23 protein-coding genes are annotated in these 20,989 nt (G+C 54.4%); 19 read left to right on the forward strand and 4 right to left on the reverse strand.

Going from position 1 to position 20,989, the window contains the following annotated elements:
• The first annotated feature begins 21 nt into the window (after nucleotides 1-21).
• From odhB to ACTG39_RS06825, 6 genes are all read left to right on the forward strand, one after another.
• Nucleotides 22-1,236: a 2-oxoglutarate dehydrogenase complex dihydrolipoyllysine-residue succinyltransferase gene (odhB, locus tag ACTG39_RS06800; RefSeq protein ID WP_439106781.1), complete on the forward strand. Its 1,215-nt coding sequence runs from the start codon at nucleotides 22-24 to the stop codon at nucleotides 1,234-1,236.
• A gap of 42 nt (nucleotides 1,237-1,278) precedes the next feature.
• Nucleotides 1,279-2,715: a dihydrolipoyl dehydrogenase gene (gene lpdA, locus ACTG39_RS06805; protein ID WP_439106782.1), complete on the forward strand. Its 1,437-nt coding sequence runs from the start codon at nucleotides 1,279-1,281 to the stop codon at nucleotides 2,713-2,715.
• A 102-nt stretch (nucleotides 2,716-2,817) separates the two neighbouring features.
• Nucleotides 2,818-3,987: an ADP-forming succinate--CoA ligase subunit beta gene (gene sucC / locus ACTG39_RS06810; protein ID WP_439106783.1), complete on the forward strand. Its 1,170-nt coding sequence runs from the start codon at nucleotides 2,818-2,820 to the stop codon at nucleotides 3,985-3,987.
• A complete protein-coding gene (gene sucD, locus ACTG39_RS06815) occupies nucleotides 3,987-4,859 on the forward strand; it encodes a succinate--CoA ligase subunit alpha (protein WP_439106784.1) in 873 nt (290 codons plus the stop codon). Before sucC ends, sucD begins: the two co-directional genes overlap by 1 nt.
• A 145-nt stretch (nucleotides 4,860-5,004) precedes the next feature.
• Nucleotides 5,005-6,921, forward strand: coding sequence for a molecular chaperone HtpG (gene htpG, locus ACTG39_RS06820; RefSeq protein WP_439106785.1), 1,917 nt, complete (start codon nucleotides 5,005-5,007; stop codon nucleotides 6,919-6,921).
• A gap of 58 nt (nucleotides 6,922-6,979) precedes the next feature.
• Complete coding sequence (locus tag ACTG39_RS06825; RefSeq protein ID WP_439106786.1) at nucleotides 6,980-7,522, forward strand: DUF4892 domain-containing protein; 543 nt, start codon at nucleotides 6,980-6,982, stop codon at nucleotides 7,520-7,522.
• Between the two features lie 28 nt (nucleotides 7,523-7,550).
• Here ACTG39_RS06825 and folE read toward each other — a convergent pair whose 3' ends face one another.
• On the reverse strand, nucleotides 7,551-8,099 hold the full coding sequence (gene folE, locus ACTG39_RS06830) for a GTP cyclohydrolase I FolE (protein WP_439106787.1): 549 nt from the start codon (nucleotides 8,097-8,099) through the stop codon (nucleotides 7,551-7,553).
• Between the two features lie 34 nt (nucleotides 8,100-8,133).
• On the opposite strand from folE, the gene prmB reads away from it, so the two are divergent.
• The 3 genes from prmB to ACTG39_RS06845 all read left to right on the forward strand — a co-directional run bounded on the left by prmB (nucleotide 8,134) and on the right by ACTG39_RS06845 (nucleotide 10,499).
• Entirely contained in the window at nucleotides 8,134-9,108 is a 975-nt protein-coding gene (prmB, locus tag ACTG39_RS06835) for a 50S ribosomal protein L3 N(5)-glutamine methyltransferase (protein ID WP_439106788.1), read from the forward strand.
• 72 nt (nucleotides 9,109-9,180) lie between these two features.
• Nucleotides 9,181-10,287, forward strand: a complete 1,107-nt coding sequence (aroC, locus tag ACTG39_RS06840; RefSeq protein ID WP_439106789.1) for a chorismate synthase — start codon at nucleotides 9,181-9,183, stop codon at nucleotides 10,285-10,287.
• Nucleotides 10,284-10,499: a hypothetical protein gene (locus tag ACTG39_RS06845; protein WP_439106790.1), complete on the forward strand. Its 216-nt coding sequence runs from the start codon at nucleotides 10,284-10,286 to the stop codon at nucleotides 10,497-10,499. The genes aroC and ACTG39_RS06845 overlap by 4 nt, the downstream gene beginning before the upstream one ends.
• A 64-nt stretch (nucleotides 10,500-10,563) precedes the next feature.
• Here ACTG39_RS06845 and ACTG39_RS06850 read toward each other — a convergent pair whose 3' ends face one another.
• Complete coding sequence (locus tag ACTG39_RS06850; RefSeq protein WP_439106791.1) at nucleotides 10,564-11,082, reverse strand: glycine cleavage system protein R; 519 nt, start codon at nucleotides 11,080-11,082, stop codon at nucleotides 10,564-10,566.
• 72 nt (nucleotides 11,083-11,154) lie between these two features.
• Here ACTG39_RS06850 and ACTG39_RS06855 point away from each other — a divergent pair, with 72 nt between their 5' ends.
• From ACTG39_RS06855 to ACTG39_RS06875, 5 genes are all read left to right on the forward strand, one after another.
• Nucleotides 11,155-11,970, forward strand: coding sequence for a class I SAM-dependent methyltransferase (locus tag ACTG39_RS06855; RefSeq protein WP_439106792.1), 816 nt, complete (start codon nucleotides 11,155-11,157; stop codon nucleotides 11,968-11,970).
• 1 nt (nucleotide 11,971) lies between these two features.
• A complete protein-coding gene (locus ACTG39_RS06860; RefSeq protein ID WP_439106793.1) occupies nucleotides 11,972-12,217 on the forward strand; it encodes a YheU family protein in 246 nt (81 codons plus the stop codon).
• Between the two features lie 75 nt (nucleotides 12,218-12,292).
• A complete protein-coding gene (gene tusA / locus ACTG39_RS06865) occupies nucleotides 12,293-12,532 on the forward strand; it encodes a sulfurtransferase TusA (protein ID WP_439106794.1) in 240 nt (79 codons plus the stop codon).
• Nucleotides 12,510-13,064 carry an elongation factor P hydroxylase gene (locus ACTG39_RS06870; protein ID WP_439106795.1) on the forward strand — a complete coding sequence of 185 codons (555 nt, stop codon included), beginning with the start codon at nucleotides 12,510-12,512 and terminating at the stop codon, nucleotides 13,062-13,064. The genes tusA and ACTG39_RS06870 overlap by 23 nt, the downstream gene beginning before the upstream one ends.
• Nucleotides 13,061-14,209, forward strand: coding sequence for a 4-phosphoerythronate dehydrogenase (locus ACTG39_RS06875; RefSeq protein WP_439106796.1), 1,149 nt, complete (start codon nucleotides 13,061-13,063; stop codon nucleotides 14,207-14,209). The genes ACTG39_RS06870 and ACTG39_RS06875 overlap by 4 nt, the downstream gene beginning before the upstream one ends.
• 1 nt (nucleotide 14,210) lies before the next feature.
• Here ACTG39_RS06875 and ACTG39_RS06880 read toward each other — a convergent pair whose 3' ends face one another.
• Nucleotides 14,211-14,678, reverse strand: coding sequence for a hypothetical protein (locus ACTG39_RS06880; RefSeq protein ID WP_439106797.1), 468 nt, complete (start codon nucleotides 14,676-14,678; stop codon nucleotides 14,211-14,213).
• A gap of 466 nt (nucleotides 14,679-15,144) precedes the next feature.
• Here ACTG39_RS06880 and ACTG39_RS06885 point away from each other — a divergent pair, with 466 nt between their 5' ends.
• The 5 genes from ACTG39_RS06885 (at nucleotide 15,145) to ACTG39_RS06905 (ending at nucleotide 20,183) form a co-directional block, all read left to right on the forward strand.
• Nucleotides 15,145-16,521: a DUF1214 domain-containing protein gene (locus ACTG39_RS06885; protein ID WP_439106798.1), complete on the forward strand. Its 1,377-nt coding sequence runs from the start codon at nucleotides 15,145-15,147 to the stop codon at nucleotides 16,519-16,521.
• An 86-nt stretch (nucleotides 16,522-16,607) separates the two neighbouring features.
• Nucleotides 16,608-18,326: a hypothetical protein gene (locus tag ACTG39_RS06890; RefSeq protein ID WP_439106799.1), complete on the forward strand. Its 1,719-nt coding sequence runs from the start codon at nucleotides 16,608-16,610 to the stop codon at nucleotides 18,324-18,326.
• 50 nt (nucleotides 18,327-18,376) lie between these two features.
• Entirely contained in the window at nucleotides 18,377-18,772 is a 396-nt protein-coding gene (locus ACTG39_RS06895; protein ID WP_439106800.1) for a nuclear transport factor 2 family protein, read from the forward strand.
• A gap of 62 nt (nucleotides 18,773-18,834) precedes the next feature.
• Nucleotides 18,835-19,353 carry a hypothetical protein gene (locus tag ACTG39_RS06900; protein ID WP_439106801.1) on the forward strand — a complete coding sequence of 173 codons (519 nt, stop codon included), beginning with the start codon at nucleotides 18,835-18,837 and terminating at the stop codon, nucleotides 19,351-19,353.
• A gap of 131 nt (nucleotides 19,354-19,484) precedes the next feature.
• Nucleotides 19,485-20,183 carry a hypothetical protein gene (locus ACTG39_RS06905; protein ID WP_439106802.1) on the forward strand — a complete coding sequence of 233 codons (699 nt, stop codon included), beginning with the start codon at nucleotides 19,485-19,487 and terminating at the stop codon, nucleotides 20,181-20,183.
• Nucleotides 20,184-20,358: 175 nt separating this feature from the next.
• On the opposite strand, the gene ACTG39_RS06910 is transcribed toward ACTG39_RS06905, so the two are convergent.
• On the reverse strand, nucleotides 20,359-20,989 hold a 631-nt coding region (locus ACTG39_RS06910), incomplete at its 5' end, for an IS3 family transposase (RefSeq protein ID WP_439106803.1).

Below are 20,989 nucleotides of genomic sequence, written 5' to 3' on the forward strand. Positions count from 1 at the left end.
CGATTTTTACAAGGAAAACTCATGGCTATCCAAATCAAAGCACCTGCATTTCCCGAGTCCGTTGCCGACGGTGAGGTTGCTGCCTGGCACAAGGAAGAGGGCGAGGCGGTAAAGCGAGACGAACTCATCGTCGAGATCGAAACCGATAAAGTAGTGATGGAAGTTGTTGCACCTGCTGATGGTGTCATCAAGAAAATCCATGCCGCGGTAGGCGACACTATTGAAAGTGAAGCACTGCTTGCAGATCTTGAAGAGGGGGCGGTGGCGGCAGACACGGCTGGCAGTCCCGCTGAGGCGCCTACGGCAGATGCGGCTCCCGTTTCCGCTGAGGCCGTCGCGGAGATGGGCCCAGCGGCCCGTCAAATGATCGAGGAACACAGGCTCGACCCATCGTTGATACCGGGCACGGGCAAAGGTGGGCGCATCACCAAAGAAGATGTTGCGGCCTACATTAAGGATCGACCTGCGGCAGCTGCCGCGGCGGCGCCCCAAAGCACGGCCGTGGTCGATGTACCTAGCGCTCCAACGGGTGAGCGAATTGAAACCCGCGTACCCATGACACGTATGCGGGCACGTATCGCCGAGCGCCTGTTGGATGCGACGACGTCCACCGCAATGTTGACCACGTTTAACGAGGTGAACATGGCGCCGGTCATGGCCTTGCGCAAGAAGTACAAGGACCAGTTTGAAAAGACGCACAATGGGACACGGCTCGGTTTCATGGGCTTTTTTGTCAAGGCAGCCTGCGAAGCTCTTAAGCGTTTTCCTGCGGTTAATGCATCTATCGATGGCAATGACGTCGTGTATCACGGCTACCAGGATATTGGTGTTGCCGTATCCACCGAGGGCGGGCTGGTAGTGCCTGTGCTGCGAGACGCAGACTTTATGAGTCTTGCCGATGTGGAAGCCGCGATCGTGGATCTCGGGACACGGGCGAAAGCCAATAAGCTCACCATCGACGATATGACGGGCGGCACCTTTACGGTCACTAACGGGGGAGTGTTTGGTTCGCTTCTCAGTACGCCGATTCTTAATCCCCCGCAAACGGGAATCCTGGGCATGCACAAAATCCAGGAACGTCCGATGGTGGCTGATGGTGAGGTTGTTGTACTGCCGATGATGTACCTCGCGCTGTCTTACGATCACCGTTTGATCGACGGTAAGACCGCCGTTCAGTATTTGGTGGCGGTGAAAGATTTGATTGAGGATCCAGCGCGGATTCTGCTTCAGCTCTAATTGGCTACGGCCCCCTTTTGCTAGCCTGACGGAGATTTCACGATGGCAGATAGTTTTGATGTAGTAGTTATTGGTTCCGGCCCTGCCGGTTATGTTGCGGCGATTCGCGCTGCGCAACTGGGCCTCAGCACGGCAGTTGTTGAAGAGTGGACGGATGAAAAAGGCGGCGCGACCCTTGGCGGTACTTGCCTTAACGTAGGCTGCATTCCCTCAAAGGCGCTCCTCGATTCGAGCCAGAAGTACCATGATGTAAAGGATACCTATGGTGTTCACGGTATTGGGCTGGAAAACCCGAGCATCGATGTTCCGGCGATGCTTGAGCGTAAAGACAAGATCGTTAAACAGCTAACCAGTGGTGTCACGGGGCTGTTTAAACACAATGGCGTGTCGGTGATTCAGGGCCGAGGCAAAGTTCTCTCCGGCGCGAATGTCGAAGTAACTGCTGCCGATGGCACTGTCACAACGGTAGAGGCGGGTAACGTTATTATTGCGGCCGGCTCGGAGCCGGTGCAGATTCCTCCTGCTCCAGTGGACAACGAGTACATTGTCGATTCAACGGGAGCACTCGAGTTTACCGAAGTGCCCGGTCGTCTCGGCGTCATTGGTGCCGGCGTTATTGGCCTTGAGCTGGGCAGTGTTTGGTCGCGGCTTGGTTCTGAAGTCGTTCTCCTTGAGGCGCTGGACGACTTTCTGGCAATGATGGATACCCAGATTGCCAAGGAAGCCGGAAAACTCTTTAAGAAGCAGTCACTGGATATCCGCCTAAGCAGTCGCGTTACTCAAGCGACGGTGAAAGATGGCAAAGTGCATGTTGTTTATACCTCGCCCGAGGGTGAGCACACCGAGGTGTTCGATAAGCTGATTGTTTCTGTCGGGCGCCGCCCCCGTACCTTGGACTTACTGGCTGATGACTCCGGGGTAACCCTGGATGAGCGGGGCTTCATTTTCGTCAATGATCAGTGCGCTACCGAGGCGCCGAATGTGTTTGCTGTTGGTGACGTCGTACGCGGCCCCATGCTTGCTCATAAAGGCTCCGAAGAGGGTGTCATGGTGGCGGAGCGAATCGCCGGGAAACCCGCACAGGTTAATTACGAGTGCATCCCCTCTATCATCTATACGCACCCTGAGATTGCTGCGGTGGGGCGTACCGAGCAGGAACTGAAGTCTGATGGGGTTCCCTACAAAGCGGGAACCTTCCCGTTTGCGGCCTCAGGACGAGCACTTGCGGCCAATGACTCTGACGGTCTGGTGAAAATCATTTCACATGCGGAGACTGACCGCATTTTGGGTTGCCATATTGTTGGGCCCTCGGCGGCGGATCTGGCGCAGCAGGTGTTGATCGCCATGGAGTTTGGTTCAAGTACCGAAGACCTGGCTTTGATGGTGTTTGGCCATCCAACACTTTCTGAGGCTGTACATGAGGCGGCACTTGCCGTCGACGGTCACGCTATTCACGTGGCAAACCGCAAGCGCCGCTAAAGAATTTGATGCCTCGATAATAATAGTTGGGGTGTCAGTAGAAACGCTTTGGGCAAGGGGTCCAGGGCGACTTTGTTTCCTTGAACACTAACGGGATTTCACATGAATCTTCATGAATACCAGGGTAAGGGACTCTTCGCCGAGTATGGCTTACCGGTTTCCACGGGTCACGCAGTTGACTCTCCGCAGGCTGCGACAGAAGCAGCCGACCTCATTGGCGGCGACATGTGGGTAGTTAAGGCCCAGGTCCATGCCGGAGGACGAGGCAAGGCGGGTGGCGTCAAGCTCGTCAAGACCAAGGAAGAGATTGCAGAATTCACCAGCCATTGGCTGGGTAAAAACCTGGTTACCTATCAGACCGACGCTAATGGCCAGCCAGTATCCAAAATTCTCGTGGAGTCCTGCACGGACATTGCTGACGAGTTGTATCTCGGAGCGGTAGTCGATCGCTCGTCGCGGCGCATCGTGTTTATGGCCTCAACCGAAGGTGGCGTTGAGATCGAGAAAGTCGCTGAAGAGACGCCCGAAAAAATTCTCCGCGCTGTCATTGATCCATTGAATGGCGCTCAGCCTTATCAGGGCCGAGAGTTGGCGTTCAACCTGGGGCTGAAGGGCGACCAGATTAAGCAGTTCGTTAAAATCTTCATGGGCCTCGCCAAGATGTTTCAGGAGAAGGATCTGGCGCTCATCGAAATCAACCCTCTGGTTATTACCACCGAAGGCAACTTGCACTGCCTCGACGCCAAAATCGGCGTTGATGGAAATGCCCTGTATCGCCAGCCTGCCCTGCGCGAAATGCACGATCCTTCCCAGGAAGACGAGCGTGAGTCACACGCAGCGCAGTGGGAACTCAACTATGTTGCACTGGATGGCAATATTGGCTGCATGGTCAATGGTGCGGGTCTCGCGATGGGTACCATGGACATCGTTAAGTTACATGGCGGTGATCCCGCAAACTTCCTGGATGTAGGAGGCGGCGCTACCAAAGAGCGTGTGTCCGAAGCGTTTAAAATCATCCTCTCGGATGACAAGGTGAAAGCTGTTCTGATCAATATTTTTGGCGGCATCGTTCGCTGCGATCTCATCGCGGAAGGCGTTATCGGCGCAGTCGAAGAGATTGGAGTAGAAGTCCCCGTTGTTGTACGCCTCGAAGGTAACAACGCTGAGCTGGGACGTAAGGTTTTGGCAGACAGTGGATTAAACATTATCGCGGCGACCAGTCTTACGGACGCGGCACAGCAGGCAGTTAAAGCAGCGGGAGGCAATTCCTAATGAGTATCCTGATCAATAAGGACACCAGGGTAATCTGCCAGGGCTTTACGGGCTCGCAGGGTACTTTTCACTCAGAGCAAGCGATTGAATACGGCACAAAGATGGTCGGCGGTGTTACGCCGGGTAAAGGCGGACAGGAGCATCTGGGTCTTCCAGTGTTTAACACGGTTGCCGAAGCCGTTGCGGCCACTGGCGCAGAAGCCTCGGTAATCTACGTGCCTGCACCATTCTGTAAGGATTCCATTCTCGAAGCAGCTAACGGCGGAATCAAGCTGGTGGTATGTATCACAGAAGGCATCCCAACCCTGGATATGCTCGAAGCAAAAGTAAAATGTGATGAGCTGGGTGTTCGACTGGTAGGACCTAACTGCCCGGGCGTAATCACGCCGGGAGAGTGCAAGATCGGTATCATGCCGGGCCATATTCACCTGCCGGGCAAGGTCGGTATCGTGTCTCGGTCGGGCACTTTGACTTACGAAGCCGTAAAGCAAACCTCCGATGCGGGCTTCGGTCAGTCTACGTGCGTCGGCATTGGTGGCGACCCGATTCCCGGCTCCAACTTTATCGATATCCTGGCGATGTTCGAGGCGGACCCTGCGACCGAGGCGATTGTTATGATCGGTGAGATCGGTGGCACCGCTGAAGAAGAGGCGGCTGCCTATATCAAGGCCAACGTATCCAAGCCCGTTGTTTCTTACATTGCCGGCGTTACCGCGCCTAAGGGCAAGCGTATGGGGCACGCAGGGGCCATCATCTCGGGGGGTAAGGGCACCGCTGATGAGAAGTTTGCGGCACTTGAGGACGCTGGCGTAAAGACCGTCCGTTCTTTGGCCGATATCGGAACAGGGCTGGCTGAAATCACTGGTTGGTAAAACCTGATCGGATCTCCTTCAAAACCCGCCAGCGATGGCGGGTTTTTTTGTGCCCGCGGACTTTGTTTTAAGCTTGAATTCGCAGCCCATGGCCCCATATCAGAGGTTATCGATTCGTCAAGCTAAGCCATATTTAGAGGACACCATGACTGCAGAAGTAAATAAGGAAACTTTGGGCTTTCAGACTGAGGCGCGGCAATTGCTGCACCTCATGATTCACTCTCTGTATTCCAACAAAGAAATCTTCCTTCGTGAGCTGATTTCTAACGCATCCGATGCCGTGGATAAGCTGCGTTTCGCGGCGCTCTCGGACGATTCGTTGCTTGAGGGTGACGGTGAGTATGCCGTGACCGTGGATGTGGATCCGGAAGCGGGTACCGTGACGATCAGCGATAACGGTATCGGCATGAACCGTGATGAGGTCATCGACAACCTGGGCACCATTGCGAAATCCGGTACGGCGGCATTTCTTGAGCAATTGTCTGGTGATCAGCAGAAGGATTCTCAACTTATCGGCCAGTTTGGGGTGGGTTTCTATTCGTCCTTTATCGTGGCTGACCGCGTTGCAGTACATACCCGAAAAGCAGGCGCAGCGCCCAGCGAAGGGGTTTTGTGGGAGTCTGGTGGCGAGTCCGAGTTCACCATCGAGGCGCAGGAAAAAACTGAACGTGGCACAAGCATCACACTGTTTTTACGTGAAGACTGTAAAGATTTTGCGGATGATTGGCGCGTTCGCAGCGTTATCAAGAAGTACTCCGATCACATTTCTGTTCCGGTTTTGATGCAAGAGGCGCCAATGCCCGCTGCAGAAGACGCAGAAGAGACAGAGCCTGCAGAAGCCGAATACAAGCCCGTGAATGAAGCGACCGCTCTGTGGACGCGAAGCCGCAGTGAAGTTTCAGACGAGGAATACGGTGCCTTCTACAAGCATGTCTCTCATGACTTCGAAGAGCCCTTGAGCTGGAGTCACAACCGCGTAGAAGGCAAGCTCGAGTACACCAGTCTTCTCTACATTCCCACCCGTGCGCCTTTTGACATGTGGAACCGAGACGCCAACCGCGGCGTGAAGCTCTACGTTCAGCGCACCTTCATCATGGATGACGCTGAACAGTTTCTTCCCTTGTATTTGCGCTTTGTCAAAGGCGTCCTCGACTCCAATGATTTGTCCTTGAACGTATCCCGGGAGATTCTCCAGCAGGATAAGACTGTTGATGCCCTGCGCAGCGCCCTGAGCAAGCGTGTCCTCGATATGCTCTCCAAAATGGCGAAGAACGATAGCGAAAAGTACGCAACGTTCTGGAAAGAGTTCGGTCAGGTTCTCAAGGAAGGCCCCGCTGAGGACATGACCAACAAAGACAAGATTGCCGATTTACTGCGTTTTAGTAGCACGCACACCGACACCGAGGTGCAGGACCAGTCGCTTCGGGACTATATCGAGCGAATGCAGGAAGGGCAGGAAAAGATCTTTTATGTGGTCGCGGAGAACTTCAATACGGCTAAACGCAGCCCCCAACTTGAAGTCTTCCGTAAGCGTGGCATAGAAGTCTTGCTCCTGTCAGATCGCGTGGATGACTGGTTGATGAACCATCTGCAAGAGTTTGATGGCAAACAACTTCAGGACGTGGCTCGTGGTCGTCTCGATCTTGACGACGAAAGCGAAGAAGAAAAACAGGCGCGAGAGACTGCGGAAAGAGATAGCGAAGGATTGATTGAGCGTCTCAAGACCGTTTTGACAGAGAATGTTGAAGAGGTCCGAGTGACGACTCGCCTGACGAATTCTCCCGCGTGTTTAGTGGTAGGGGAGCAGGATATGGGCGCGCAGATGCGACGCATCATGGAGGCAGCCGGTCAGCCGGTACCCGAATCCAAGCCCACGCTGGAGATTAATCCGACACACCCCCTGATCAATCGTTTGGATGCGGAGTCCGACGAGGACCGCTTTGGTGATCTGGCAAAGATCATCTTTGATCAAGCGAACCTTGCCGAAGGTGGTCAGCTTGACGATCCCGCAGCGTACGTCGAACGTTTGAACAGCCTGCTTTTGCAATTGAGCAACGGCTAGTGCGTTGTGGCGCTGGTTGCTCTGCCTATTGCGGGGCAATTGGCGTTATAGTCTGATCATGCGTTTTGCAAAGTTACTTGTCCTCATCGTCCTTGCCCCAACGGTGGCTGCCGCAGCAAACCGGTCGCCGGCGGAGTATTTTTCCGCGCTGGACGATTACGCACACCTGGAAAACATCGATGTGCAATCCGGGAGGGTTGTTCGCGACTACCTGGTGCCTCTGGGTGCGATTGAGAAAATTCGTGGTGCCTGGGCTCCCCGACGGAGCGAACGCCTCAGCGGAGAGCTAGCGGGCTACACCTGGCGTGTGCTCGATGGTTATACGACTGTTGAGATGATCGACGAGTTGGACGAACGTCTTGGGCAGGATGAAGGGATAAGCAAGGTATTCAGCTGCGAGGCCCGCGCCTGCGGTAGCAGCGTGCAGTGGGCTAATCGAATATTCCAGCAGCGATTGCTTTACGGCACGGAAGTGTCACAGCGCTATCGCGTTTACACCCTCGAACACGGGGGAGACAGCTATCGATTACTGATTTACGGGTCAGCGCGAAGTAGTGACCGCCAATATCTACATGTAGAGGCTCTAAAACTCAGCCCCTAGAACTATGCCCCTAGATCTATACCCTTAGCTACTGGCGTAACTGCAGTAGTGCGAGAAACTCGTCGCGCGTCTTTTGATCAGAGCGAAAGCTTCCCAGCATTGCGGAAGTCTTCATAAGCGAGTTTTGTTTCTCAACGCCGCGCATCATCATGCACATGTGTTGGGCTTCTACTATCACGCCTACACCTTCAGCATCAGTGACCTCCATTATCGTTTCGGCGATCTGGCTGGTCAGCGACTCCTGTATTTGCAGGCGCCTGGCGTACATATCGACGAGTCGCGCAATTTTGGATAAGCCTAAGACCTTTCCTGTGGGGATGTAAGCCACATGGCACTTGCCAATAAATGGCAGCATGTGATGCTCGCACATGGAGTACATTTCGATATTCTGTACCAGAACCATCTCATTACTGTCAGATGGAAACAGCGCGTTATTCACAACTTCATCGATACTTTGATGATAGCCTCGAGTAAGAAACTCAAACGCCTTGGCAGCGCGTTTAGGTGTATCAACGAGTCCCGGGCGCTCGAGATCTTCTCCGATGCCCGCGATAATGCCCGCCCAATGCGATTCCATGACTTGAGTTACTCAGATTTAGGGATAAAGAAAGATGGTAACAACCTCGTCAAACGGCAGCAACGAAGCGTTTCTTGCAGATTATGAGCTTTCTGCGACCACGCCCGAAAATTTGGGCGCTGCCTTAGATCAAACGTATCGGGCCCTCGAGAAAGCGGAAGTCTTCTTTGGGCATGGTAGTGACAGCGCCTGGGATGAGGCGGTGTTTTTGCTACTGAGCGCCGCGGGTTTGCCTCTGGATTCTGGTGATGCGGTGCTCGACCACGCGCTGGATAAAGACGTATGGGAGTGCACTCTGGCTTGGTTGCAAGCCCGCATCGTCGAGCGCAAACCTTTGCCATATCTAACCGGCCGGGCCTGGTTCGCTGGTCTCGAATTTAAGTGTGATGAACGGGCGTTGGTGCCTCGATCACCCCTTGCAGAGGTGATAGGTACTCAATACACACCCTGGTGGTCCGGTGATTCACCGTCAAGCCTGTTGGATCTGTGTTGCGGCGGAGGATGTATTGGCATTGCGGCGGCCATGTATCAGGAGGAGCTCAAGGTTGTGCTGGCAGATATTGATGCTGATGCTCTGGCCCTTGCCAGGGAAAATGTTGAGCTTTACGAGTTGCAGGAACGAGTCACCATTGTGCAGTCAGATCTAATGGCTGCTCTGGGTAACGAAAAGTTCGACATTATTCTCTGTAACCCTCCCTACGTGGACGCGGCAGATCTGGCGTCTATGCCGCAGGAATATCATGCAGAACCCCCTCAGGGGCTGGGGTCTGGTGACGATGGTCTGGATATTACGCGGCGCATCCTGGCAGCCGCGGGCAAGCATCTTTCTCCCCAGGGAGTTTTGTTTCTTGAGCTGGGCAACTCCTGGGAGGCTCTCGACGCCGAACTGGCCGACTTGTCGCTAAGCTGGCTCGAGTTCGCCGAAGGGGGGCACGGGGTGCTTGTGGTGCGGGCCGATGAGCTAGCCTCGATCAGTGCGCGTTTGAGTTCTTCCTCCGCAGAGAGTTAAGCCGTTCACGCGTGTTCTGCAGCGCAGTCCACAACGCGTATAATCGCTTTTTTTGACGATCCCGGAAACGACATGGCAGGTAACACTTTCGGCACTTTATTCACCGTGACGACCTTTGGCGAGAGCCACGGGCCAGCACTGGGCGCTATTGTCGACGGCTGCCCTCCGGGACTGGAGTTGGACAGCAGTGACATGCAGCCCGACCTCAATCGTCGCAAGCCGGGGACCTCGCGATTTACTACCCAGCGGCGGGAGTCCGATGAGGTGCGTATTCTGTCCGGGGTGTTTGAAGGCGTAACCACCGGCACGCCCATTGGACTCCTGATCGAGAATGAAGATCAGCGCAGTCGTGACTACGCGAATATTGCTGATCGCATCCGTCCCGCGCATGCCGATTACAGTTATATGCATAAGTTCGGATTTCGGGACTATCGCGGTGGCGGGCGCTCCTCGGCCAGGGAGACTGCGATGCGTGTGGCCGCGGGGGCAATCGCCAAGAAATTTTTGCTGGGGCAGGGGATCCGCATTCGCGGTTATCTGCAGCAACTCGGTCCCATAGCAGCGGAGGTCCTCGACTGGAGCTGCGTTGAGACCAATCCCTTCTTTTGTCCTGATCCCGCGAAGGTGCCGGAGATGGAGACGTTTATGGCTGCGCTCAATAAAAGCGGAGACTCTATCGGTGCCCGCATAAACGTTGTCGCCGAAGGCGTTCCTCCGGGCCTGGGCGAGCCCGTCTTCGATCGCCTCGACGCTGACATTGCTGCGGCGATGATGAGTATCAATGCAGTGAAAGCTGTTGAGATTGGCGCGGGCTTTGACAGTGTCGCGCATTACGGCAGCGAGCATCGTGACCTGATGACGCCCGAAGGCTTCTTGAGCAATAACGCGGGTGGTGTCTTAGGTGGTATCAGCAGCGGACAGGACATCACCGTGAGCATGGCCCTGAAGCCGACCTCCAGTATCCGTCAGCCTGGTGCCAGTATTAATCATGCAGGGGAGCCTATCGAGGTCGTAACGACCGGTCGCCATGACCCCTGCGTGGGTATTCGTGCAACACCTATTGCCGAAGCGATGCTTGCTTTGGTGCTCATGGATCACTTTTTGCGCCAGCGTGCACAGAACAGCGACGTACAGTCGCCTACGCCGGTTTTGCCCGCAGAGACACCTAAAGAGCCGTGAAGTTTCCGACGTTGCGTCGTTCGGTCGCACGCACGACCCTGCTGGGGGTTGCTGCCCTGGGTACTCTGCTTTGGGCCGCGGCGACGCAGCTTGGACTGGGCGTAAACAGCCTCGTTGCGCAATTACTGGTTTTACTGGCGGCGTTCTTGGTGCTTATAGCGCTTGCGGCGCTGGTAGCCATACTGCTGGGAGTGTTACGGCGACGGCGTTGAGTCTGGCTGCTCTCTTAGCAGCCTGAGTATCGCCCTGACTATTATCCAACGTGTTTTAGTGGAATCAGTCGGCTAGCAGGTCGATTTCCAACGTCATAGCGTCTGCCATGGCATCAAGCTGCCACTCGAGTTCGTCAAGGCGGCTGTCGGGGTTAAGCTCGATACAGGCGTCGGCACGAAAAAGAGGCTCGCCACTCATCGCTGCAGTTTCTACGCCGGTGTCCAAAGATCGTACATTGAATCCGGCACTGCGCAGGGCGCGGGTAAGCTCCCTGACAATGCCTGGCCGATCCGGACCCATAAGGGTGATGCGTTGGGTGGACAGGCTAGCGCCGTCGGGGTCCCCAGCGTCGGTCAAAATGGCGGTTATGCCCTCACTGGCAAGGCCTTTCAGGTCCTCATCGAGTGCGGTGTGCTGATCTAAGGGGATTTGCGCCTGCAGCACGCCCGCAAAGCGTCCGCCTAAGCGACTCAATTGCGAATCCAGCCAGTTTCCGCCGTGGTCAGAAATCAACGCGCTGAGCTGCTCGATAACACCGGGGCGGTCGTCGCAAAAAAAACTGATCAAAACGCGGGTCGTCACTGGGTGGTGCTCCACTTTGCTTCCGTCAGCGCGTATATTACCCCGTGATTTCATTCTTGGAGGAGTTTATCTGTGCAAAAGCTCAAGGCACTCGTTTCAACTTTGGTTCTGGCACCGGCCATTTTTATGACTGCGCCGGCTTCAGCGGCGCTGGACTGGGATACCGCGCTTAATGGCAAGCATCGCAGCGAGAAAAACTCCGCTCGTGATGTGTTTAGACATCCCCGTGAGACTCTGGAGTTTTTTGGCATTGAGGAGGACATGACCGTCGTTGAACTGTCACCCGGTGGAGGTTGGTACACCGAGGTGCTCGCGCCACTTCTCCACGAGAAAGGCAGCTATTACGCGGCGCATAACAGCCCGAATGGCGGCGCTTATTCGCGCCGTTCTTTGGGCGGCTATCTCCAGAAGCTCGGAGAAAACAATGACATTTACGGGAACGTCACGGTGACGACTCTGGGTCCTGCCGACGCGGTGGTGATTGCGCCCGCAGGCACCGCCGACATGGTGCTCGCCTTTCGGAATGTGCATAGCTGGATGCGTGGAGAAACCTTAGCCAACACTCTATTAGTAGCCTACGATGCGCTGAAGCCCGGTGGCGTGTTTGGGGTGGTTCAGCATCGCGCTAACGATGGATCTGATCCCGAGCGCATGAAGGAGACGGGCTACGTCAGCGAAGACTACATCATCGCTGCAGCGCGGAGCGTTGGCTTCGAGCTGGATGACCGCTCAGAGATAAACGCCAATCCCAAGGATACCGGTGACTATGCTGATGGTGTTTGGGAGCTCCCTCCGTCATTGAGTACTGCGGATGAAAATCGCGCAGCTCGCATGGCAGTGGGCGAGAGCGATCGCATGACATTGAAGTTTGTAAAGCCAGCCAGCTGATGTGGCAGATCTTGTAAAAGTCCCGCTTGCGCGTGTTCCAGAGGAGCACCTGCAAGCGCTTCTTGAGGAGTATGCCAGTCGCGATGGCACTGACTATGGCGCACAGGAAACAAGCCTTAGGGAACGGGTAGAGCAGCTGTTGGCGCAGTTGCGCGCAGACAAACTACAGCTCTTGTTTGACGTCGATTCGGAAGAGTGGGATATCGTCTCCGCCGAGGAAGCCGAGCGTCTATTGAGCGGTGTCTAGCGCTGTTACTGGACGCAGATAGCTGAACATTGCATCTACGGGCCCATAGATATTTTGGTGGCGAGCGGATTAAAAATGAGTATCGAGGAAGCCAAAGACACGCTTGATGCCCGAGGGCTCAACTGTCCTGAGCCAGTCATGCTGTTGCACAAGGCTATGGCCGGTCTCTCTCCCGGAGAGCGATTGCTGGTTCTTGCAACCGATCCGACGACACAGCGGGATATCCCCCAGTTTTGCCGTTTTTTGGGTCACGTGCTCGAGCAAAGCGAAGAAACAGACGATGAATTCCACTATGTCCTCATCAAGGGGACTTAACGCCGACCAGCTCATTGAGATCTTTAATGATCTTTTTTTGCAGAGCAACAGAACTCGCTTGCAAGGCGGTGCTGTAGAGCCTCTCTACGAGCCTGCTCAAGGCGATGCTCCGGCCCGTATCTCTTTTAGGGCTGACTATGCCTCCAGTGCACTCCACGAAGTAGCACACTGGTGCATTGCTGGAGAAGCACGTCGCAAGCAGCTGGATTACGGGTACTGGTACGATCCGGATGGAAGGAGCGTTGCTGCGCAGGCCAGATTTCTCGAAGCGGAAGCGAGGCCTCAGGCACTCGAGTGGTGCTTGTCTCGCGCTGGACGTATCCCATTCAGACTCAGTTTAGACAATCTTGACGCGCCTACCGATCCTGCGGTTACGCGGGCTTTTGGGGCGGCCGTGCTAAGCGAAGCGAGAGCTTTCAGTCATCACGGTTTGCCGCTCCGCGCGGATCAGTTCTTTACTGCCCTGAGAGCTCATAGCGGTGCTCGCGAGACGCTGAAAGACCTCGAGTTTAACGAAGTGAATTTGCTGTGATCCGAATTCTGGCCGATGAGAATATGGTGGGGCTCGATTTGCTACCCAGCGATGAACTGGAGATCCAAACGCTACCGGGACGAAACATCTCACCCGGGGATTTGGAGGGAGTAGACGTTCTTTGGGTTCGATCAGTCACCCAGGTTACCCGGAGTTTGGTACAAAACAGTCAGCTGCGGTTTGTTGGCACAGCTACCGCAGGACTCGAGCACATCGATGAGGAGGCACTCCAAGAGCAGGGTATCGCTTTTGCTGCTGCTCCGGGCGCGAATGCTAATTCGGTGGTGGAATACGTTCTAGCGGCTCTGGCGGAACTAAGAACGCCCTGGGAGTGCCTTGAGCGCGGTGAAACTCTTGGCGTGGTGGGTTATGGGGCGGTGGGGAGCTTATTGGCGACTGTAGCCAAGACTCTGGGCTGGTCTGTCAAAGTGTGTGATCCCTGGCTTGAGTCTCGTCAGGCTGGCGGTGATTGGGTGTCATTGGCAGAGGTTCTCAAGTGTCGTGTGATAAGTCTGCACTGTTCCCTGCATGCCAATAAGCCCTGGCCCAGTTATCACCTCATCGATGCCAGCGCATTGGCAGGTCTTGATGGATCACAGTGGCTCATCAATGCGGCGCGCGGTGCTGTGATTGATGACGCCGCGCTGCTTGAGCATTTGCAACGTGAAAACCCTGTTAACTGCGTGCTGGATGTGTGGGAGGGCGAGCCGCATTGTGACTTGGCTTTGCTGTCGGCACCCAGCCTGAAGATCGCTACAGCGCATATTGCCGGATACAGTTGGGACGCCAAGTGGCAGGCAACCTGTAGGTTGTATCAGAGACTTATCGATGCCGGTCTGGTGAGCACTGCGATAAGCACAGACAGCGCTGGGGCGAGCACCTTAAAACCCGTCGAGGGCAGGGGGGTTGATTTTGTTCGCGACCTTGTCCGGCAGCGCTATGCGATTTGGGATGACGACGCGCTGTTTAGAGGTCTCGCTAAGTTGGCTGAGGAAGAGCAAGCATCAGGCTTTGATAGTTTACGAAAACACTATCGCGTGCGACGGGAATTGCGTGGCTCCCAATTGACTCTGCCACCCAATGAGTCGGCAAAAGACGTCCACGCTCTAGCTCAGGCGCTGGGGGTCACGACAGGTACTCGCTAATCTATGAGCTAACCGGAGCTTGCAGATAATGCCGTATCTCAAGATGCCATTCTTGACTTTCTATAGCGTCGAGCAGGCCGAGTTGTTCCCACCTTGCGTAGATTCCCTGTGAGATGTCTTCGAGGGTGCGATCAATAACTTTCCGGTCCAAAAAACCCTCCTGATACTGATAGTACTGCCCCTCCATGCCTCGCAAGATAAGCATGTGCCAGGCCCTTGCCCTGACTAACTCCGCTGGGCTTAACGAATCAGTACCGTCGGACTCGAGTTTCACGATTATCTCAGCGAGGTCTTCTGAAATCGCCAACTCGCGATTTATGTCTTGCACATCAGAAATCCTGAGCTGGTTCGCCGACAGCGCTGCTATACGGTTTGCTTGCTGAACTTCGTAACCGAGTAAAAATATGCCGACAATCGCAACCAATGCAGCGCCCGTTTGAACATACTCGTTAATGTCGGAAAGCCTCATCACTCTTAATCCTCAATGATCGTTAGCTCGAGCATACGCTCTTACTCGCATGGTCGTTCGCTCCGCCAAAGGCAAAAAACAGGATGGCGGTGGCCGCGCCGATGCGGGGAAAAGTCGGCCACTCCGTTTAGCGACTCACTTTCTTTTTATAGAATCGGCACTATACAAGACAATCTCTCGCTCGGAAGTCACTGCTAATCTAGAATGCACTTAAGGCAATGCTGATGCTAAGTAGGCAGGCAGGCTAGCTGCAGTAAGCCAGACCGACACCAAGGTGTCACAAGTCACTCTAGTTAAGAGATCCACATCATGAAAAGACTGCTTACTTTATTGACGGCCGCCGCAACTCTTTTGAGCGGCGCTTCTATGGCTGTAACCCCTACAGGGGCAGACTTTAACGACACTGGCGATATTCTGGCGCGCTCTACGCAGCACCCTGATATTGAGTGCCAGATTATGGTGCAACGTGCAACGTGCGACGCAGGCAGCGATTTACTATATGCCTGCGGTAGCCCAGGTGGACTTTATCAAAGCCACAAGGCGAGCAGGGGGTGACTACGATACGGTTAACTTCGTAACAAAACCATTTGGTTCAGAGAAGGGTTTTCTGACTGCCAACGACACCACAGCATATGCATGGGGTTCGATCTCTACTAAGCAAGGCGCTCAGGTTGTTGAGGTGCCACCTATGACCGACAAGATTGATTACTTCGGTTCGTTTATTTCCGCTTGGCATGTGCCCATGATCGATGTCGGCTCTAAAGGTGCTGATGAAGGTAAGGGTGGAAAATACCTGTTCCTGCCCCCTGGCTATAGCGGCCAGCACGGCACAGCTGAAGAACTCGAAGCTCAGGGCTATATTATTGTTCCCGGTATGGACACTCACGACGCTTCCTATTCCTTTCGTCCAACGCTATTGAACGGTGCTACTCACCTAGACGCAGGTGATCACGCTAAGGGCATCAAAGTCTATTCACTGACCGAGGCTGTTGAAGGGAACATCGAACCTACTGAGTATTTGGATGCGACTGAGCTTCCCTACGACTGCCTGCCGTACTACAACATGACTTTCATCGAAGACATTAATGACGTTGTTCAGAACAACCCTGTGCGTGAGAAAGATCGTGCCATTTACTCGACATTGCACAGCATCGGGATTAAGAAAGGGGAAGCGTTTAGTCCGACGCCGATCCAGAAAAAGGCCGCTCTCGAAGGTCTAGAGCCGGCCTACGCATACATGCAGAAAAAATTCACAACCGAGGGCGAAACGGTTGCACCTCTCTGGGTGAAAGACGGCGAGAAAATGTCGGAGTGGTCATTCTGGAATTTTGGCCCGCAAGCGCAGATGGGATTCCCCTTTGAAGATGGCGAAGAGATTCTTATCGACAAGCGTGCTGCGTCGTACTTCTATGTAACGTTCCTGCCGAATCAGCTCGGTGGCGCGACTTTCTACCTCACTGGACTTCGTGGCAGCGATGGCAACTTGCTGAACGGAGACGATACCTACCGGCTCAATGTGCCTAATGATGTGCCAGCAAAAGATTTCTGGTCTGCCATCGTTTACAACATGGAAACCAAGAACTTTAACCGTGGTGTTGACCGCGTAGGTGCCTCAACCAAAGATCTGGATAAGATGGTTAAGAACGCCGATGGATCTGTGGATATCTATTACGCGCCGAGCCTGGACGAAGTGCCAAAAGGCTTTGAAGCTAACTGGGTGACTACAGAGAGTGCAACAAACGCTAACGACTGGTTCTTTCTGTTTCGTCTGTACCGTCCAGAATCAAAAGACTGGTTTAAGACATGGATGCTGAGTGACGTCGTAAATATCTCTAAACAATAACTATTAGTTTTGCCAAGCATGGAAGCCTGAACTAAGCTTTAGAGCTACTCAGCTAATGCGGTCCAGCCGCACAGAGAGAGCTTGTCATGTTCAAGTGCCTGGTTAGTTTTGTCTTTGTTTTATTTCTTGTCGCCTGTTCTCGAGAGCAGGCGGGCACGCCCTCAGTTGCTTTAGAAGCGACGCCAGAGGCTGCCCCCGTTAGCCTCAACGAGGCCGAGTTGGTTGCCAAGGCGGGAGCCCCTTTGCTTGAGGGACTCGGTGACTTCACCTATCCGATCTCTAGTACCGTGGCAGGCGTTCAGCGTTATTTCGATCAGGGCATGATGATGGCCGCAGGTTTCAATCACGCCGAGGGCGTGCGGGCCTTTCGTGCAGCCCAGCGATTGGACCCCGACTGCGCTATGTGTTTTTGGGGCGAGGCACTCGCCATTGGCCCGAACATTAACGTCACGAGCAAGGGCAAAGCGATAATGATGCCTCAGGACCGTGAAGCGGCTTTTGCCGCAGTCCAAAAGGCGCAATCACTCAGCGCCACGGCCACACAGAAAGAACGCGATCTGATCGAGGCTCAAGCCCTACGCTACAACGGCGACCCGGAGAGTGTGCGCGAACCACTGGACTTAGCCTATGCCAATGCGATGCGCGAGGTCGCTGCAAAGTATCCCGATGACGACAACGTGCAAGCCATGTTTGCCGAAGCCATGATGAATACCATGCCCTGGAACTACTGGCTTGATGGCGAAAACCCAAGGCCGGAAACGCGTGAGGTTATCGATGCTCTGGAAACTGTCATGGCGCGTAACTCGCAGCACCCGCTGACGCTGCATCTGTATATTCACGCAGTCGAGGCTGCCTCAAACCCGGGGCGTGCGGAGAAGGCTGCGGACAGTTTGGCGGATCTGGTGCCCGGTTCGGGTCACCTCGTGCATATGCCCTCACATATCTATTGGCGCATCGGTCGCTACTACGATGCCTCTGAGGCCAACGTACGCGCTGCCAAGGTCGACGAAGACTACATAGCGCAGTGCAACGCTCAGGGTTTTTACCCTGCGCTCTATTACCCACATAACATCCACTTCCTCTGGGCTTCAGCCAGTATGGAGGGGCGTAGTGCCGTGGCCATCGAGGCGGGGCGCAAGGTGGCGTCGAATGTGCGGCTGGAGCAGATTCAGCAGTTTCCGACGGTAGAGTTCTTTCAGACAGTGCCACTTTTATCTTTGGTGCGCTTCGCCCGTTGGGACGAGATATTGGCAGAGCCCGAGCCACCCGGTGATCTGCCGTTCTCACTGGCTGTTTGGCATTACGCGCGTTCTGTGGCTCTGACGCGGGGAGGCGATACCGACGGCGCCGCAGCAGAGCTTGCGGCGATGGAACCGTTGATGGATAACGAGTCGATTTGGTTTCTCGATGGCAATGACTACCCGGCGAGTCAGGTGCTAGCTATTGCTATGGCTCTAGGTTCTGGAGAGCTTGCGCAGCAGCAGGGCGACCTTGATGCAGCAATCGAGTTTTATGAAGTCGCTGTGGCGGCGCAGGATCAGCTGCCTTACACCGAGCCACCGTTCTGGTATTACCCCACGCGGCAGTCCCTGGGCCACGCTTTACTAGAGAAAGAAGACTATGCGGCAGCAGAGGCTGTATATCGCAAAGACCTCAGTCAGTACCCGCGCAACGGATGGTCGCTCTATGGTCTAGCTTTGAGCCTGCAAGCGCAGGGTAAAGAGGCAGAAGCCGCTAAGGTTCAAGAGCGCTTCTCAAATATTTGGGAACGGGCTGATGTGGAATTGGCGTCCTCGATACTTTAAGGCCTTGCCATGACGGGAGTTTTTGTAGCGACAAGAGGAGAAGCTCATCTATGCGTACCGAAGCAACGCGAGCGCTAGTCAGTCGTTGGATTGAGTTGGCTGGAAAAGGTGATGTTGATGGAGCAATGGCATTGTTTTCACCTGATGCGGTCTGGACAAATATTGGATCTACGCGTTTTTCCGGACGTTTCGAAGGTATTCAGGAGATTATGCAAGGGCTGCTGGGTCCGCTATTCGGATCGCTCGAGGGCACCATAGAGTCGGACATTGAGGCGGTTATTGCCGATGGCTCCCGCGCCGTCGTACTAAGCAGGGGCATCGCTCGATCTCGGTCGGGCGCAGATTACAACAACACCTATGCTCAGGTGTTTACCGTCGAGGACGGGAGAATTGTTGCGGTAAGGGAGTACATGGATACCGCCTTGATCGATGCGGTTTTTGGCTAGGTTATTGGCTTTTTTTAGAGGGTGTAGGCCCTTGGATTCATCGATCGTCAGGAGTGTATGGAGTGCTTAGACCAAGCTATCAGTGGATGGCCCAGATGGGGGCGGCGCTTGGCGTAATCGCATCACTCGTACTTGTCGCCTACGAATTGAAGCAAAGCCAGAACGTGGCTATGGCTGATATTTTTCAACAGCGTTCTGTTATGGCCCTCGATTTGGCCACGAGCATTTATTCGCCTGAGGCACTCTCGCAGGCGCACTATCGCGCAACCTACGATCTGGATTCGGTCAACATGGTGGATTTAGCCATGTTGCGCACCGAGACCGAGGCTCGATTTATCTATTTTGCAAATGAGCATTTTCAGTATGAGATTGGGATGCTTTCGGAGGAGGGTTGGGCTGCCGCCAAAGTCTACATGGCGTTCGTATTTGGAAATCCCTGCAATCGGCGCGTCTGGCGGGATCAAGAAAACGCTTGGCGAGAGTCCTTTGCTCAAGAGGTTAACGCTATCATCCAGAAGGGCGCCTATGGCTCAGGGGAATGCACACTGCCTACGGTAGAGGACCTTTTACCGCGCGGTTGAGGACGGCGCCTCTTATCAGTGACTCGTAGTCGGGGTCGACAACAGCAGTCGCTTCGGTCAGGCTCCTCGCCATGAGTCCATTAACAGCTACCAAACTTCTAACTTGGCCAGCTTCAGCTTGGTGCACTACGGTGCTGCTCGGCGTTGCAGTGCCGGTTTTGGTGTTGCTGGCACTCTCGGGAACATCTTCCTCTCTGGTTTTGAGCGGCGGCCCAATATTCACTTTAGGTCTGATGGGCGTTGGCATCATAGCGGCGGCGACGGCGGGGCGCTTTGATCTAGCGGTTTTTTTGGCGTTGATGAATGCAGCATTCTTAGTGGTATTGGCATTAGCGCTGGGGATGCCTGTGTCCCCGCATCCTTTCTCAACCATTTTGGCGATGGTGGTCGCGAGTGGGAGTTTCTCCGCGCGAGGTGCGCTGTTTGCGATAACGCTATCTCAGCGAGGGTGGTTGATGGCCTTGTTCGTTGTCGCCGGCGAGGCATCGGTTTTGCTCATCGCCTCGATCTTCCCGGGCGCTCTGCCCGATTGGTTTCTAGCACTTCTGCCTGCGCAGTGGGCGAGCATTGCAATTCAGGCGTCGCTCACCGGGGCTGGGTCATTAGCGGCATTCCCCGTTTTGATCGCCTTGGCTGGCACTGCAGTGACGACTCTGCTGGCCGCACGATTCTGTCTACACCGTTGGCCTTACTTACTTATGTTCACAGCCTGGCTCGGTCTGTCAGCGCTGGTGTATTTTTGCTCTGCACCAACGTCGCCTAATGCTGGGGTCGCCAGTGTTACGACTGCTGAGACGCCTGCGTATTCTGCGTTGGTGGAGCAATTCTGACGCGAATCACGCTAAGGTGTATCAGCGTGACAATTAAGTTGCGAAAAAATGGGTTCTGCACCAATTCCAACTGACAAGGCGGTTCCACATTGAGTCTTTTAAGAATCTTTTTACTCGTATCCGCAGTGACCTATCCCCCAAGTTAAAACCATTACTTGGATGAGATGCCCAGAATTTATGCTGCTTGCCCCGCAAAGGCAACCGGCGGTAAATAGTTAAGCGAGCTGTGCGGTCGAACGTTGTTGTATTGGTTTTGCCACAGCATGATTTCGGTCTCTGCGTCCTCGAGTGAGCGGAACCAGTGACGGTTTAGGCACTCATTCCTGAATTTGCCGTTAAGGCTTTCCACAAAGGCGTTTTGTGTTGGTTTGCCTGGCTGGATAAATCCGAGCGTTACGCCAGACTCTTGGCTCCAAAAGAACATCGCTTTACTCGTGAATTCCGTGCCGTTGTCGCAAATGATTTTCTGCGGTTTTTCCCGATCTTCGAATAGCTCACTTAGAAAGCGAGCGACCTGCGAGCCAGTGATAGAGACAGCGACGAGTTGTCCGACCATTTCACGCGAGAAGTCGTCAACGACATTCAGTACGCGGAATCGTCTGCCACTACTTAGCTGATCTGAAACAAAGTCCATCGACCACCGCTGATTAACGCGTGACGGCACTTCCATTGGTTGCCTGGGTCGCTGGAGCTTTTTACGCTTTTTAGTGCGGACCTGAAGCCCTTCCTCGGTGTACAGGCGATACATGTGCTTCTTCTTCACAACGAGACCCTCGTTCTTCAGGATCCCGTGCAATAAAAGGTAG

Origin of the sequence: Congregibacter sp. (assembly GCF_965662665.1) — a bacterium.
In the GTDB taxonomy this organism is placed as follows: domain Bacteria; phylum Pseudomonadota; class Gammaproteobacteria; order Pseudomonadales; family Halieaceae; genus Congregibacter.